Raw genomic sequence first — 14778 nt, forward strand, 5'->3', positions numbered from 1 at the left:
CCGGCATCTGCGCCGCGGGCGCGGCCGCCGGGGCCACCGGCGCCACCGGCGAGGCCTGGGCCACGCCGCCATCCATGGCGCCGCCGGTCAGCGGCGCGTTCGATTGCGCCTGGCTGGTCCAGGGCATGGCCGCCGCCACCAGCAGCGCCAGGGAGAACGGAACAAAGCGTACGGTTCGAGACATGTTGGGATTCCTGGTTAGCGCATGATCGGGCCGTTGCCCAGCCGGTCCATGAGCGGGCTCATGACCGGCATGACGATGCCTTCGCCGCGAGACACCCGGGTCGCCGGGGTGTCGGCCGCGGCGGCCGGCGCCACGCCGCGCGGCGCGGCGGTCTGGCTGCGGATTTCGGAGGCCAGGCGCAGGACCTGGCCGCGCGCCTCGTCGCCGAGCTTGGCGCGGTCCATCACGTTCTGGGCCCGCACCGGCTCGCCCTCGACCAGCAGCAGCAAGGCCAGGTTGGCCAGCACCTTGCCGCTCTCGGGCGCCAGCTCGGCGGCCTGGCCCAGCGGCACGCGGGCGCCGGCCGGATCGCCGGCCCGCAGCCGCGCGTAGCCCAGGTCGCCCAGGATGCGCGGATCCATCGGCGCCAGCTTGGCGGCGCGCGCGAAATCATCGGCGGCCTGTTCGAACTGGCCGCGCGAACCGGCGATCAGACCCAGCCCGTGCCAGCCGTCGGCCGCCTGCGCGGTGCCGATCAGGGCGCGGTAGGCCTGTTCGCTCGAGGCCGTCTGGCCGGTCTGGCGCAGCGCCTCGGCGCGCAGCACCGCAATGCGTTGATCGTTGCCGAACTTCTGCTGAAACGCCTCGATATAGGCCAGCGAAGCGAAATAGCGTTCCTGGCGCTGCGACTCGGCGATCATCGACAGCATCATCTCCGGCTCGGCCGGCTTGCGGCGGTTCTCCGCCTCGTCCTCGCGCTGGCGCGCCAGCGCCTGTTCCTGCTGTTGTTGCTGGATCAACTGCCAGGCGGTCTCGGCGTTGTTGCTCTGGCAACCCGCCAACGTCCCGGCGCCGGCAACCGCCGCCGCCACCAGGGTCCAACGCCATGCGCGCCGCGCGCTTTCCATACCGCCCGCCATTACATCCCCCCCATGCGCGACAAACCGCGCAATACCGCCACAAACCCCGCCCCGCCGGTCACGATCAACAGCGCCGGCAGCAGGGTCACGATCATCACCGCCGTCATCTTCACGGTGGTCTTGCCCACTTTTTCCTTCAATTCCAGGCGCCGCTTCTCGCGCAGGCGCTCGCCGAACCGGTTCAGCGGTTCCTGCACCGCGCCGCCGTGCTGATCGACCTGGGCGATCAGGCGGCAGATGGCGGACAGGTCGTCGTTGTCGAAGCCCGCCGCCAGCCGCGCCAGCGACTGCTCGCGGGTGCGGCCGCGCACATACAGTTCGGACGCCAGCCGCAGCTCGTACGCCAGCACCGGCAGCACCTGGTCGAATTCCTTGGTCAGCACCTGCAGGCTCTGGTCGATAGACAGGCCCACGCCCTGCAGCAGCCGCAGCAGGTCGATCAGCAGCGGCAGTTCGTTGGCGGCCTGCTTGCGGCGGCGCGACAGGCGCCGGCGCACAAACCACTTGGGCAACATGTAGCCAATGGCGAAGCCGAAGAAGGCCGCCACGAACAGGCCCAGCGACGAGCCGCCGACGTTGCGCCCCAGGTCCAGCGCCACGGCCGCCGCCGGCAGCAGCAGCGCCAGCGCGAAGCGCGCGACGATGAAGCGCAGCCGCGCCGTGGCCGGGTTTTCGTAGCCCGCCATGTCCACCAGCTTGCGGTCCTCGCCCGCCAGCAGCGCTTCGGCGAAGCGGCCTTCGCTCAGGCGCTTGCCGAACGAGTCGGCCGCGCGCGTGGCCGCGGCCAGCCTGCCCTGCGCGCCCTCGGCGGCGGGCGCGGCGGCGGCCTTGACGCGGCCCTCGCGCGTCGCCAGCGCCTGCTCCACCACCTGCCGGCTGCGGTCCTGCCCGCGCAGGCGCCGCGTCATGCTCAGGCCCAGGATCAGCATGGCGGCCGCCACCAGCATCAGCGCCACCGCCAACACCGTCGAGACATTCCAGGATTCGATCGCTTGCATCCGCGTCGTCCTCAGATGGCCTTGGCCATGCGATACAGGATGTAGGAGCCGCCCAGTTGCAGGCCGACCGCCGTCATCAGCATCTTGAAGCCCAGCGGGTCCACCCACAGGCCCATGAACAGGTCGTTGTTGGCCACCATGATGAAGCCGGCAATGCCCAGCGGCAGCAGCGCCAGGATCCAGGCCGACAGGCGGATTTCCGCCGAGCTGGCCGACAGTTCGGCACGCGCCTGGCCGATGTCGCGCATGAACGCGGCCATGCGTTCGAGCACCTGGTCGCTGCGGCCGCCGAAACGCAGGGCCACCGACACCACCGCCGCCACCATGTAGAGTTCCTTCATGTCGTACTGGCGCGAGACCTGCACCAGCGCCGCGTCCAGTTCCTTGGCCGAGCGGCTCAGGGCGGCGGCGGTCTCGACCACCTCGCGCAGCGGCTCGTCGGTGGTGGCCGCGGCGGTCTGGAAGGCCGACGCCATGCTGTTGCCGATGGTGACCAGGCGCACGATGTTGTCCAGGAACGCCGGCAGTTGCGACACCCGGCGGCGCTGGCGCCGGTCGGCGCGCAGCCACAGCAGGAAATAGGCGAACACGGTCAGCAGCACCAGCGCCACCAGGGCCGACAGCCAGCCCAGGAAGGCCCAGGCCAGCAGCGCGCCCGCCACGATGGGCAGGATCAGCTTGGCGTAGAAGCCCGGGCTCTGGCGCACGCCGCCCTGCAGCAGCAGCATGTCCCAGCGCGAGAAACCGCTGCGCAAGGCGCGGGCGCCGTGAGCGAACGGCATCTTGCCGCTGACCGGCGCGCCGCGGCCGCGCCGCAGCTGATCTTCGAGGAAAGCGGAACTGGCGGCGCGCCGCTGGCCGCTGTTGGCGTGACGCCACAGCAGCACCGCCGCCAAGGCCAGCACCAGCGCCAGACCCGCGAACACCCCGGCTTGCAGCATCAGCGCCTCCTGCTCCAGAAGCCGCCGCCGTCGGACTCGGGCGGCGCATTGTCGGCCGGCCGCTGCTCGTTGCGCATCTTGGCCAGCTTGGGGGTGTGCGGATGGATGCCGAGCCAGTTCCAGCGGTCCTTTTCCTCGCCCTCGGGCGTGGCGAAGGTTTCGTGCCGGTACAGCTCCTGGGTCGAGATCACGTTGTCGCCCATGCCGGTGACCTCGGTCACCGACAGCACGCGCCGCTTGCCGTTGGACAGGCGGCCGATCTGCACGATGAAGTCGAGCGCGCTGGCGATCTGGCGCCGCAGGCTGTCTTCACTGCCCTGGAAGCCGGCGAAACCCGCCAGCATCTCGATCCGGTACAGGCACTCGCGCGGCGAGTTGGCGTGGATCGTGGCCATCGAGCCTTCGTGGCCGGTGTTCATGGCCTGCAGCATGTCCATGACCTCGGCGCCGCGCACTTCGCCCACCACCACGCGGTCCGGGCGCATGCGCAGGCTGTTGCGGATCAGTTCGCGGATGCTGACGGCGCCGCTGCCGTCGAAGCCGCCCTGGCGCGACTCCAGCCGCACCACGTGCGGGTGGTTGAGCGACAGTTCGGCGGTGTCTTCCACCGTCACCACGCGCTCGGTGTCGGAGATGAAGAAGGCCAGCGCGTTCAGCAGCGAGGTCTTGCCCGAGCTGGTGCCGCTGGACACCAGGATGTTGCAGCGGTTCTTCACCGCCTCGTGCAGCAGCCGGTAGATCTCCTCGTCGAAGGTGCCCAGCGTCAGCAGGTCGGCCGGCTTGAGCGGGTCCTGGCGGAATTTCCGGATCGAGACCATCGGGCCGTCCACGGCCAGCGGTTCGATCACCACGTTCAGGCGGCCGCCGTCGGGCAGCCGCGCATCGACCATCGGGCTGGACTCGTCCAGCCGGCGGCCGATCGGCGCCAGGATGCGGCGCACGATGCGCAGCACGTGCTGGTTGTCGGTGAAGCGCAGCGTCTCCCGCGCCAGCACGCCGCGGCGCGACACGAACACGTTGTCGTAGCCGTTGATCAGGATGTCCTCGACCGCGGGGTCGGCCAGCAGGTCTTCCAGCGGCCCCAGGCCGGCCAGTTCCTTGGTCAGGGCCTCGGCGATCTGGCGCATCTCGCCTTCGTTGATCGGCACCCGCCGCAAACGCACGAAACTGGCCACCTCGATGTCGACGAACTCCTGGATCGCCGAACGCGCCCAGCGACCGAACTCCGCGCCCAGTTCCTCGATGCGGGAAAGCAGGTGCTCGTAGGCCGCCGTCTTCACTTCCTGGAAACGATTGGACGAGGCGAATCCCTTATCGCCATCGCCGCCGAATTCTATGGTCGCTGTCATGATCATGTGGGGTTCCGCCGCCGTCCGTTACTCGACCACCATGCGGCGGTGCACGCCGGGCAGCCAGGTGGCCAGCCAGCTCGCCCGGCCGCCCGGGGTGTTCTCTTCCGCGCTCAGCTTCTCGGCCAACGCCAGCACCGCGCGCACGTAGACGTCGCGCTCGGCCTCCTCGTGCAGCAGGTGGCCCTGGTTGGTGCACACCATCAGCGCCAGCGTGCGGTCCGGCAGCGTGCCGATCAGCTCCAGCTGGAAGCGCTCGGCGATCTGCTGCGCCGTCATGCCGTAGCGCTCGTCGTAGCGGTTGACGACCAGTCCCAGGCTGCGGCGGTCCACGTGCAGCTGCTCCAGCTCCTGCAGCAGGCCGGCCAGCGACACCAGCGCGCCCACGCTCTGGTCGGTGACGATCCAGTTCTGTTCCGAGGCGCGCGCCAGGCCCGCCACGAATTCGGGATTGGAGAAGCCGCCGGAATCGGCCACCACCACGCCGAAGTGCTGGCGCATGCGTTCGAACACCAGCAGCGAATCGGATTGCGAGACATCGCGCATCTGGCCCAGGTCGCGCGGCAGCGCCAGCACGCTCAGGCCGTTGGCGGTGTGCGACATGGCCGAACTGAGCAGGGTCGAGTCCAGCCGCCGCAGATTGCGCGCCGCCTCGGCGAAATCGAAATCGCCGCCGATGTTCAGGTACAGCTGGCAATCGCCCACCGGCCAGCCCAGGTCCATCAGCGCCACCCGGCTGCCCAGGGGCAGCTGGCTGCCGTTGTCGGCGGCCGGCTTGGCGCCCTTGGCGCCCGCGGTCGCGGCGCGCGAGCCATGCTGCTGCTTGAGACGGTCCTGCACCATGCCGGCCAGGTGCACGGCCAGCGTGCTGGTGCCCACGCCCGGCCGCGCGCCCAGCAGCAGCACGCTGCGGCGCGAGCCATCCATGCGGCCGCCGCCCGCCGGCAGGTCCAGCAGCCGCTGCACCACGTCCTTGACTTCCTGCGGCGCCACGGTCGGGTCGACGAAATCGCTGACGCCGGCGCGCAATGCGGCGATGGCGCCTTCCGGCTGGCTCAGCAGCCCGACGGCGACGCGCGGAATCGCCGGCGCGATGCGCGCCAGCAGGCGCGCCAGCTCGGCCGACTTGAACAGCTTGCCAGGCTCGTCCTCGCTCAGGGTGAAATCCAGGAACACCACCTGCGGCTCGATTTCGGCCAGGCGCCGCCCCAGTTCCTCGACACCCGGAACTTCCTGGGTCAGCATGCCCATGTCGCCGAGCGCCTGCCCGAGCTGCGCGGCCACGCCGTCACCCTTGGAACAAAATAAAAACCGGTTGCTGTTCTGCAAGCCAACCCACTCCCTGGCATGTGTCTTCATATCGCTCACCGTGAAAAACCCGGCATTTGCTGCCCACCTGCGGGACCCATCAGGTAATAGCCCCAAGCGTTGAACGCGGTGTCCGCCGCCTCCTGCTTGGCCCCCGGCAGCGGCAAGGTCACGCCGCGTGCAATGGGCCGCACCAGGCGCGGCGTCACCACGATCACCAGCTCGGTATCCTCCTGGGTGTAATCGACACTACGGAAAAACGAACCGATGATGGGCAGGTCGCCCAGCATCGGCACTTTGTTGACCAGCGCCTTGGTCTGGCGCGACACCAGCCCGCTGACGACGAAGCTCTCGCCGTCGCCCAGCTCGACCGTGGTGTCGGCGCGGCGCGTGCGCAGGGCGGGGATCAGCGTGGTGGTGTTGGTGCCGCTGGACACCGCGATGGCGTTGCTGTAGTCCAGTTCGCTGGCCTCGGGCGCCACCTTCAGCGCGATGCGCTCGCGCGACAGCACGGTCGGCGTCACCGTCAGGCCGATGCCGAACGGCTTGAACGTCACCGTGGTCGTCCCCAGGCCGCCGGCTTCCGGGATCGGCAGTTCGCCGCCGGCCAGGAAGCTGGCGCTCTGCCCGGTCAGGGCCACCAGCGTCGGCTCGGCCAGCACCCGCGCCATGCCGTTGTTCTGCAGCAGGCGCAGGCGCGCGCTGAAATCGTTGGAGTCGTAGAACAGCGAGAAGCCCGAGGCTAGGGCCGCGCTCTTGCTGAAGCCCAGCGGCGCCGGGAAACCGTCGGGCGTGATCGAGTTGGTACCGCCCCAGGGGCCCGAGCGGCCGGCGAAGCTGATGCCGGCCTGCTTCATGACCGAGCGCGACACCTCGACCACCTTGACCTCGACCTGCACCACGCCGCCGGTGCCGGCGGTCGAGACATCCACCACGTTCTTGTCGCCCACCACCGCGCCTGCCGCGGCCACCGAGGCCTGGTGCGACAGGGGCGAGTCGGCCTGGCCCGACACCACCGCGCGGTCGCCGGCCACGTCGACGTTGGCGCCGCCGGTCATGCCGCGTCCGGCCATCACCTGCTGCACGTTGCCCGCCACCCGCACCGTCCACAGTTGCGGCGCCGCGTTGTTGCCGGTCCAGATCTGCAATTGCGTGGTGCCCGGCTTCTTGCCGTACAGCAGCAGCGAGGCCTGCCGCTTGCCGGAGGCCGCCAGCACCTTGACGTCGGCCACCTCGGGGTCACCGATGGCGATGCGGGCGGGCGCGCCGTCCAGCATGAGCGTCTGCTGGCCCTTCACGGCGACCGCGATGTCGCGGGCGGGCGCGCCGGCGCCCGGGTCGGACTGGATGGCGTTCTGCGCCATGCCGGCCACGCCGTAGGTCATTGCGGCTGCGGCCGACAGGACGCAGATCAGGGTGGTGCGCTGGAATCTCTTCATTGTGCTGGATCTGTTTTGACGGGTAAGGTCCAGCCGCGGGCGGCACCAGGCCACGCGCAGCCACGTTTCAATAGCGCACGCGCTCGGCTTTGTCTCCTCGCAGGATTTCGACGCTGCGGCCGCCCCCGCCACCGCCGCCAGCGGCGCGGGCCGGGGCCGGCTTGGCCGCCGGCGTCGGGGCATCCAGTTGCGCCAGGCTGTCGCCGGCATAGGCGCGGTTCGGGCCGCTCAGCAATTGCTCGCGCTGTTCGGGGGTCAGGTCGGCGCGCGCCGGCAGCACGGCGCTGCGCTGGGCGAACAGCTGCGTATCGGGCTTGCTATCGTCGCCGACCGGGCGCAGGGCCAGTTGCAGGCGGCCCGAGCGGCTGGCCAGCACCAGCTCGTTGACCTGGTCGACCGGCACGGCCAGCACGGCGGTCCGGGCCGGCTGTCCCGGCGGACCGGGCAGCGTGGACTTTTCCTCGGGGCCGTCCAGCGAAGCCGCGCCATACGCCAGCACGCGCACCTGCGATTGCAGCAAGCGGGCCTGTCCGCCCTGGATCTCGACGCCCTTCTCCAGCAAGAAGAACACGTCCACCAGGTCTCCCGGCGCGATGCGGTTACCGCCGCCCACCACCTCATCGACCGCGATCGCCAACGCGCGCTCGCCGGGCTTGAGCTGGCGCGCCAGTCCCTGCGCCAGCATGCTGGGCAGCAGCGGATCGCCGGCCGCGACGTCCACGCGCACATAGGCGCCCTGCAACGGCGTCGGCGAGCTGTAGCCGCCCGACAGCGCCACCTGCCATTGGTCCACCTTGAGCATCTTGTCGCTGTCGATGCGCGTGCCGGCCGGGATCGGCGCCGCCGCTACCACCACCGGATAGCGCTTGACCGGCGCCTCGGCCGGCGCGGTCGGCGTCGTCGCCACCGGACCGACCGGCGTCGGCGCCGGGGCCGACGGTTCCGAGGCCAGCTTCCACGCCACGAACGCCAGCACCAGGCCCGCCGCCAGCAACACACCCGCGATGATTTTGCTCAGACTGCTCATGGTGTCCCTTGGGAGATTTGCACGATGGCTTTCGACGACAGCCGGGTCGGTATCCAGTTCTTGTCCGTCCCGGGCAACATGGCGATGAATGCCTGGAAGGTCGACAGCACCGGCCAGGCCTGCACGTTGAATGTCATGGCGACCGTGCTGCACTGGGCCGTCTGGCCGCCCGAACCGCTCCAGGCGCACGGCGCGCTGGTGGTCGCGCAGGCCACCGCCGACCCGGTGCCGAACACGCTCATCGCCGCGGTGCAGGCGGCGCCGGGCACGTCGGCCTGGCCGGCGAAGCGCGCATAGACCGCCGCGCGCGCGCCTTCCGAGGCGGCCGAAGCCAGTTGCTGCTGCATCCAGAACAGCACGCCGTAGCCGACGACGGCGCAGACGAACATCAGCAGCATCGTCACCATCAGCGAGAACTCGAGCGCGGCGATGCCTCGCTGGCCGGGCTTGCGACCGCGGGGATGGCCGGGGGCGCGACGCGCGTTCATGTCAGTTGCTCCCATCCAGGCCGTTGCCCAGGTGGACCGTGGCGCGGGCCGACAGCACGCTCGAGGGCGGCATCAGCGCCTGCGCCAGGAACGGGAAATTCGGGATCAGCGGGTTGGCGCCGTAGGGGTAGCTGACCGTCACCTCGATCTGGTCCGCGCTCAGCGGCTGGCCGCTGCAGGCGCCGCCGGCGGTGCTGCTGAGCGTGCCGCTGGCGCCGCACACCGCCACCGCCACGGCGGCCGACGACATGGTGGTGATCCAGCCTGCGCGGTCCAGCGCCCTGTCGCGCCCGGCGTTGGCGCGCACGGTCAGCGAGGCGGCGCCCGGCTGCCATTGCAGGACCTTGCGGGCGCCGTCCTGCGCCGCCAGGGTGACCGAATGCTGCGCGGTGAACACCAGGGCGTACGTCAGGATCGCGTAGAACACCAGGAAAAACACCACGAATACCAGTCCGAATTCAAGGGAATAAACACCACGCTGAGCGCGGCCGCGCCCAGGTAGGTTCCGTACGGGATCTGGCGAGCCCGAAGCGGCAAGGCCCAGCTTCGGGAAAGAAACAGGTAGAGCAAGGCGTGCAGCCCGGCCAGCAGGCTCGCGGCCACCAGCGTCATCACGAGCGGCGCGAAGCCCGTCAGCAGCCCCAGCACGGCGATCGCCTTGACGTCGCCCGCGCCCATCAGGCGCTTGAGCCAGAGCGGGAAGAACGGCAAGGCCAGCGCGAATCCGGCCAATGCCATGGGCCAGCCGGCCCAGCGCGGTGGATAGCCCCAGGCTGGCGCGAGCCACGCCGCGAGCAGCCACAGCGCCTGTCCCGCGAACCCCGCGACGATAAGCGTGTTGGGTACGCGGCGATAGCGCAGATCGGTGTATATCAACACCAGATTCCAGCATGCGAACAACAGCCACCACAGCACTTCCCCTGGATACAAGGCAGGACCTTCTGACGGTTTCGGGTTCAATCTGGCAAAACATGGGCGCGCAGTACGCAGGAGCCGATGCGCGCAACGCCGTCAATCCGCAACCGCCCGAAATCGCTGCGCGGGAAGTGTTGTCAACATCAGCTCCACACCCGGTGGGGCGGCAGGCCCGACCGTCCGGCGCCGCCTGGCCAAAGCCAGGCCCATCCGGGCGGCCGGGACCTTCGGCCTCACTTGGACGCGTTGGCGAGCTTGGCCTGCAGCGACGTGAACAGGCCGCTCAGCGCGCCCGTGAACGTCGCCAGGGCCGCTACCAGCGCCACCGCGATGGTGCCCGCGATCAGCCCGTATTCCAGGGCGGTAATGCCTTCTTCATCGTTCCAGAACTGCGCAAGTTTCGCTTTCATGTCGAGCTCCTCAGGTCTCGCTTGATAATCGAGCCATGCCGCAGGGACGGCGTGGCCCCCTAAGCCCGGTGTTGCCGGCGCGCTGGCGTGTTCCACACCTTCGCGTCCCCGGGGTACCGCCAGGCCCGTCGCTGCCGACGGGCCCTCAACCCGGTCCCAGCGTCGAGCCGGGCGCCCTGCCCGGATCGACCACGGGGGCCGATTCAATGATCGAGTCGATGCGTTGCGCCAGGCGCGCGCGGAAACGGCGTGAAGCCCGCTGCAAATGCCAGCGCATCACCAGCAGCATGACGAACGACAGCGCGAACGCGATGTACGGCAGCATCACCCCGCCGATCTGCATGCTGGAAAAATCGCGCGGGGCGGTGCAAACCACCATGCCGGCCGCCGCCCCCGTGTAATGCATGCCGCACACGGCGATCGCCATCAAAATGGCCGCCGCGACGCGCTGGAACTCATTCTGCGTATTGAAAGCCAGCCACAATGCGGCTGACGCCGCGATTACCGCTATGAATACCGACAAAACAACCATCGGCAGATTCCAGATAAATACCGCGGGCATGCGCATGGCGCTGATACCCACATAATGCATCGCCGCCACGCCGAGGCCCGCGGCCAGGCCGCCCACCACGCAGCGCATAAATGTGAAGCGGTCGCGGCCCACATACCAGAAGGCCCAGCCGGAAAAACCAGCCGCCACCAGGAAACTGAGCACGGTCAAACCGATCTGGTAACCCACTGCGAACGGCAAGTCCTGTGCCTGCATGCCGATGAAGTGCATGCTCCAGATGCCGACGCCGCCCATCGCCAGGGCGCCGATGATGATGTAACCGATGCGGATCTCGCCGTCCTGCATTTCGGCGCGGATACCCACCGCGGCCAGCAGCGCCACGTAGGAGCCGAGCGCCGCGATCAGGAACGACAGCGCCACCAGGCCGCTGTTGAAGGAAAGGGGAACGATATCGCCCGGGTTCATGCGCGGCCCCTGTGAGCCGGCGGTCGGCAGGCGCTTGCGGCGAGCCGACTTGCGACGAATTTGTTGCGGTCATCCTGGTCCATCTGTGGACTCCCGAGAGCCGGTAAACCCGATGTGTTTTGATACGTTTATATAGTCTTATCTATTAACAATTAATACACACCAGGGTTTATACCAGTATTCGCAACAGTGCGACAGCTTACTTGTAACGAATACTCGGAAATTAGCCAGGGTCATTTTTCAATGTACCGGTAAACCCTGAATTCGGCCGAGGAAAGATTGCCTTGTATGTCGCTCTATTGTTATATCCACGTTTCCGGCCAGTCACAATGAAATAATTTGTCATTGCCTCGGCGCGCTGGCAACATACCGCCTGAGCGGCGCGCCACCGGTTTACTTATATAGCGGCCCCATATAGTTAAGCCTTTATTCAGACCCTTAATATGGATGCCCCTGTTTAAACGGCGCCAGCGGCAAAAGAGAGACAACCAGGCATGAGACGCACGCTTCCCGCAAGTCCGCTTTCCCTCGCCCTTATCTGCACCCTGGCCGCCGTCGGCACGGCACATGCCGACGGCCCGTTGCGCGGCAACCCGGTGGACGCGCTGCCGCAGATCGAACGGCCGCCCGGCGCCACCCAGCCGCCGCCGGTGGTGCAGGCCCCCACTCCCGAACAACTGGCTCTGCAGGCCCGGCTGGCGCAGCGCATCGTGCCCCAGCATTTCGACGTCACGGGCGTGCACGAAATGCCGTTCGAGGAAGTCTCCGCCCTGCTGGCGCCGCTGTCCGGCAAGGAAATCAGCCTGGGCGAGCTGGTGCAGCAGGTCGACAAGATCACCCAGCTGTACCGCGACCGCGGCTATCCGCTGTCGTTCGCGCTGGTGCAGAACCAGACTTTCGCCAACGGGCTGGTGGTGGTGACCGTGGTCGAAGGCTATATCGGCACGGTGCGCATCGAGGGCGATCTCGGCAATGCCCAGGACCGCCTGGAATCGCTGGCCGAGCCGCTGAAGGCGGAGAAACCGCTGAAACAGGCCACGCTGGAACGGGTGCTGAACCTGATGCGCACGGTGCCGGGCGTGAAGTTCACCCCGTCGCTGGATCTGCCGCGCCGCGCCGACGGCGCCACCGAACTGGTGCTGGCGGCCACGCGCCAGCCGGTCAGCCTGACTGGCGGAGTGGCGGACCTGGGCACGGGCATGCAACCGCTGGTGAACTTCGCCACCAACAGCCTCACGCCGCTGGGCGAACAGGTCAAGCTGACGGCCTCGGTGCCGTTCAACACCGATGACGTCAAATACATCTCGGGCGAGGTCCGCGTGCCGCTGGGCAATGACGGCCTGGCGGTCAAGGTCGATGGCTACCACTACGACGCCCGTCCCAAGGACGAGGCGATCGAATACCTGGGCTTCAATCGCCGGGTCAAGAACGACCGCATCGGCATCGGCGTCAGCTATCCCTTCCTGCTGAACAACACCCGTTCGCTGACGGGCACGCTGGGGGTCTACGCGGCCAACTCGAAGGATCGCTACGACGCCAAGAACTCCGATCGCTGGCTGCAGCAGGACGCCCAGGTGCGCGCCGCCAACCTCGAGATGCGCTATATCCAGGTATCCGAGTCCAAGACCACCGATGTGACGCTGGCGGTGGCCCGGGGCTTCACCGGCGCCGGGGCCAAGAAGGAGATCAACACCAACTACGGCTATTCGGCCGTGCCGATCCTCGACCTGGACTTCACCCGCTACAACCTCAACGCCAAGCAGACCTTCGCGCTGCCGGCGCAATTCGGCCTGACCCTGTCCGGCGCCGCGCAGTACTCCAGCAATATCCTGCCCTCGTCGGAACAGGTGTCGTACGGCAGCTGGCGGTATGCGATGGGTTATCCGCAAGGCGAACAGAGCGGCGACAAGGGCGTGGGTGTTTCCGCCGAAGTTAATCGCCGCTTCGGTATCGGCTGGCAGTACCTTTCGAACGTGCAGCCTTATGCGCTGATCGACTACGCCCGCACCTGGTACAACAATTCCAGCCTGCAGCAGTTGAACCAGCGGCACCTGTCGTCAGTGGCGCTGGGGCTGCGCTTTACCGATGACAAGTACTACCTGTTTGATTTCAACGTGGCCAAGCCGATCGGTTCGGCCACCATAAACAATGGCCGCGACGTGCGCTTCAACGCCAATTACTCGTTGTATTACGACGCGTTCTAGCGCGCCGCGGGCAGCCGCCTCGCAACACCCGCGCCTGTTTCGACAGGCGCTTTTTTTTGCCTGTTCCATACACCACGTTACGTAACGCGGCCCGTAACGTAACGGCCCAATCGGGCCCGGACGTAACATTCGCAGGTGGCGCGTGATCGTAAAAATGGGGGATTCCAAATATTGGTACAAACCCTCTGTTTTAAATTCAAGTCATTGATTTAAAAGGATTTTCAATTATCTAAAAATGGCCTGAACGCAAACCGGAACTGCGTTTGAAAAATATTGGCACGGTTTATGCATGTAGGGATGTATCGGGCAGTTTCGACGCCTGACACTTCCCCCACAGGAGCTCGCCATGAATGCCAAGATTGACACGCAGCGCGTACAACGTATTCTGACCTCCACCGTTATGGCGGCCGCTCTGATGAGCGCGCTGGCCGCATGCGGCGGCGGTGGTGGTGGTCACAACAGTTCCGCCAGCCTGCCTGGCACCGATAATCCGAGCAACCCCGGCGGCCCTGGCGGCCCTGGCGGTCCGAACGAACCGAATAACCCCAACAACCCGGTCACCACCGGTTTGCTGCAGACCACGCTGGGTAATACCGGCAAGGCGGTCGACAATACCCTGCCCCTGAATCTGGGCACCACCCTGGGCGGTGTCGGCCAGGCGCTCGATCCCACCATCAAGCCGGTCGCCGACACGGTCGTCGGCCTGACGCAGCAGGTCGGCGCCACCACTGGCCTGGGAAAGCCCGTCGACGGCACCGTCAAGCAAGTGGGCGGCCTGGTCGAAGGCCTGGGCACCACGGTCAAGGGCACCGGCCTGCCCGGCGGCCTGAGCGCCGGCGTCGGTGGCCTGGTGGAAGGCCTGGGCAAGACGGTCGCCAGCACCGGCGGCCTGCTCAATGCCGATCCCAAGAATCCGCAACCGTTGACCACGGTGCTGGGCAATGCCACCAACGCGGTGGGCGCCCTGACCGCGGGCCTGTCCGGCCCCGGCGGGCTGTTGAACCCCGTCAACCAATTGGTCGGCGGCGTTACCGGCGGCGTGCTGGGCGGACCGTCCAAGCCGCTGCTCGAACCCGCGCTGGGTAATGTCGGCAAGACCGTCGACAACGTGCTGCCGCTCGGCCTGCAGCCGACCCTGGGCGGCATCGGCAAGGCGCTCGACCCGACGGCCAGCCCCCTGGCGGGCACGGTGGTCGGCCTGACGCAACAAGTCGGCGCCACCACCAAGCTGGGCGCGCCGGTCGCCGGCCTGCTCAACACGCTGGGCGGCACGGTCAGCAACCTGGGCAACCAACTGCCTGGCGGCAACGTGGCTGGCCTGAACGGCGTGCTGCAAGGCCTGGGCGGCGCGGTCAGCAGCGCCGGCGGCCTGTTGAATGCCACGCCGGGCAACACCAACCCGCTCGGCAACACGCTGGCCAATGCCACCGGCGCGGTCGCCTCCCTGACCAGCGGCCTGGGCCTGGGCGGCGCGGTCGGCGGCAACAACGGCGGCCTGCTCAGCCCGATCACCGGGATCCTGGGCGGCGTGACCGGCGGCGCGGCCGGCGGCAACGGCGGCCTGCTGGCCCCGGTGACCGGCCTGCTGGGCGGCGTGACGGGCAATCTGGGCGGCGCCACGGGCGGCGCGACCAACGGCG

14 protein-coding genes and 1 pseudogene are annotated in these 14778 nt (G+C 68.1%); 2 read left to right on the top strand and 13 right to left on the bottom strand.

Annotated elements, in window-relative coordinates:
• The 13 genes and pseudogenes from H0523_RS29510 to H0523_RS29570 all read right to left on the bottom strand — a co-directional run.
• A pseudogene (locus tag H0523_RS29510) lies at nt 1–184 on the bottom strand (DUF3613 domain-containing protein); the annotation flags it as partial.
• Between the two features lie 14 nt (nt 185–198).
• Nucleotides 199–1071, bottom strand: coding sequence for a hypothetical protein (locus H0523_RS29515; protein ID WP_082380278.1), 873 nt, complete (start codon nt 1069–1071; stop codon nt 199–201).
• Between the two features lie 11 nt (nt 1072–1082).
• Nucleotides 1083–2081 (bottom strand): type II secretion system F family protein, encoded by a 999-nt coding sequence (locus H0523_RS29520; RefSeq protein ID WP_054431922.1) that lies wholly within the window; start codon nt 2079–2081, stop codon nt 1083–1085.
• A gap of 11 nt (nt 2082–2092) precedes the next feature.
• Nucleotides 2093–3022 (bottom strand): type II secretion system F family protein, encoded by a 930-nt coding sequence (locus H0523_RS29525; protein WP_054431923.1) that lies wholly within the window; start codon nt 3020–3022, stop codon nt 2093–2095.
• Nucleotides 3022–4377 carry a TadA family conjugal transfer-associated ATPase gene (locus H0523_RS29530; RefSeq protein WP_180180242.1) on the bottom strand — a complete coding sequence of 452 codons (1356 nt, stop codon included), beginning with the start codon at nt 4375–4377 and terminating at the stop codon, nt 3022–3024. The genes H0523_RS29525 and H0523_RS29530 overlap by 1 nt, the downstream gene beginning before the upstream one ends.
• A gap of 21 nt (nt 4378–4398) precedes the next feature.
• Complete coding sequence (locus H0523_RS29535) at nt 4399–5739, bottom strand: MinD/ParA family protein (RefSeq protein WP_054431925.1); 1341 nt, start codon at nt 5737–5739, stop codon at nt 4399–4401.
• Nucleotides 5736–7118, bottom strand: coding sequence for a type II and III secretion system protein family protein (locus H0523_RS29540; RefSeq protein WP_156350122.1), 1383 nt, complete (start codon nt 7116–7118; stop codon nt 5736–5738). Before H0523_RS29540 ends, H0523_RS29535 begins: the two co-directional genes overlap by 4 nt.
• 67 nt (nt 7119–7185) lie before the next feature.
• Entirely contained in the window at nt 7186–8145 is a 960-nt protein-coding gene (cpaB, locus tag H0523_RS29545) for a Flp pilus assembly protein CpaB (protein WP_054431926.1), read from the bottom strand.
• Nucleotides 8142–8633, bottom strand: a complete 492-nt coding sequence (locus H0523_RS29550) for a TadE/TadG family type IV pilus assembly protein (protein WP_054431927.1) — start codon at nt 8631–8633, stop codon at nt 8142–8144. Before H0523_RS29550 ends, cpaB begins: the two co-directional genes overlap by 4 nt.
• A 1-nt stretch (nt 8634) precedes the next feature.
• Complete coding sequence (locus H0523_RS29555; RefSeq protein WP_054431928.1) at nt 8635–9075, bottom strand: TadE/TadG family type IV pilus assembly protein; 441 nt, start codon at nt 9073–9075, stop codon at nt 8635–8637.
• Entirely contained in the window at nt 9042–9548 is a 507-nt protein-coding gene (locus tag H0523_RS29560) for an A24 family peptidase (protein WP_050813078.1), read from the bottom strand. Before H0523_RS29560 ends, H0523_RS29555 begins: the two co-directional genes overlap by 34 nt.
• 233 nt (nt 9549–9781) lie before the next feature.
• Nucleotides 9782–9958, bottom strand: a complete 177-nt coding sequence (locus H0523_RS29565; RefSeq protein ID WP_006390266.1) for a Flp family type IVb pilin — start codon at nt 9956–9958, stop codon at nt 9782–9784.
• Nucleotides 9959–10103: 145 nt separating this feature from the next.
• Nucleotides 10104–10934, bottom strand: a complete 831-nt coding sequence (locus tag H0523_RS29570; protein ID WP_054431929.1) for an MHYT domain-containing protein — start codon at nt 10932–10934, stop codon at nt 10104–10106.
• 494 nt (nt 10935–11428) lie between these two features.
• Between H0523_RS29570 and H0523_RS29575 the strand changes: the two genes are divergently transcribed.
• Nucleotides 11429–13138 carry a ShlB/FhaC/HecB family hemolysin secretion/activation protein gene (locus H0523_RS29575; RefSeq protein WP_054431930.1) on the top strand — a complete coding sequence of 570 codons (1710 nt, stop codon included), beginning with the start codon at nt 11429–11431 and terminating at the stop codon, nt 13136–13138.
• Nucleotides 13139–13484: 346 nt separating this feature from the next.
• Nucleotides 13485–14778 (top strand): collagen-like triple helix repeat-containing protein (locus H0523_RS29580; RefSeq protein WP_180180243.1); only part of this gene is annotated, 1294 nt, incomplete at its 3' end.

Origin of the sequence: Achromobacter insuavis, from assembly GCF_902859645.1 — a bacterium.
Classification (GTDB): domain Bacteria; phylum Pseudomonadota; class Gammaproteobacteria; order Burkholderiales; family Burkholderiaceae_B; genus Achromobacter; species Achromobacter insuavis.

Coding starts and splice junctions, on each gene's coding strand:
- H0523_RS29515 (WP_082380278.1), bottom strand. CDS start 1,071: ATGGAAAGCGCGCGGCGCGCATGGCGTTGGACCCTGGTGGCGGCGGCG.
- H0523_RS29540 (WP_156350122.1), bottom strand. CDS start 7,118: ATGAAGAGATTCCAGCGCACCACCCTGATCTGCGTCCTGTCGGCCGCA.
- H0523_RS29525 (WP_054431923.1), bottom strand. CDS start 3,022: ATGCTGCAAGCCGGGGTGTTCGCGGGTCTGGCGCTGGTGCTGGCCTTG.
- H0523_RS29575 (WP_054431930.1), top strand. CDS start 11,429: ATGAGACGCACGCTTCCCGCAAGTCCGCTTTCCCTCGCCCTTATCTGC.
- H0523_RS29570 (WP_054431929.1), bottom strand. CDS start 10,934: ATGAACCCGGGCGATATCGTTCCCCTTTCCTTCAACAGCGGCCTGGTG.
- H0523_RS29550 (WP_054431927.1), bottom strand. CDS start 8,633: ATGAACGCGCGTCGCGCCCCCGGCCATCCCCGCGGTCGCAAGCCCGGC.
- cpaB (WP_054431926.1), bottom strand. CDS start 8,145: ATGAGCAGTCTGAGCAAAATCATCGCGGGTGTGTTGCTGGCGGCGGGC.
- H0523_RS29530 (WP_180180242.1), bottom strand. CDS start 4,377: ATGATCATGACAGCGACCATAGAATTCGGCGGCGATGGCGATAAGGGA.
- H0523_RS29565 (WP_006390266.1), bottom strand. CDS start 9,958: ATGAAAGCGAAACTTGCGCAGTTCTGGAACGATGAAGAAGGCATTACC.
- H0523_RS29520 (WP_054431922.1), bottom strand. CDS start 2,081: ATGCAAGCGATCGAATCCTGGAATGTCTCGACGGTGTTGGCGGTGGCG.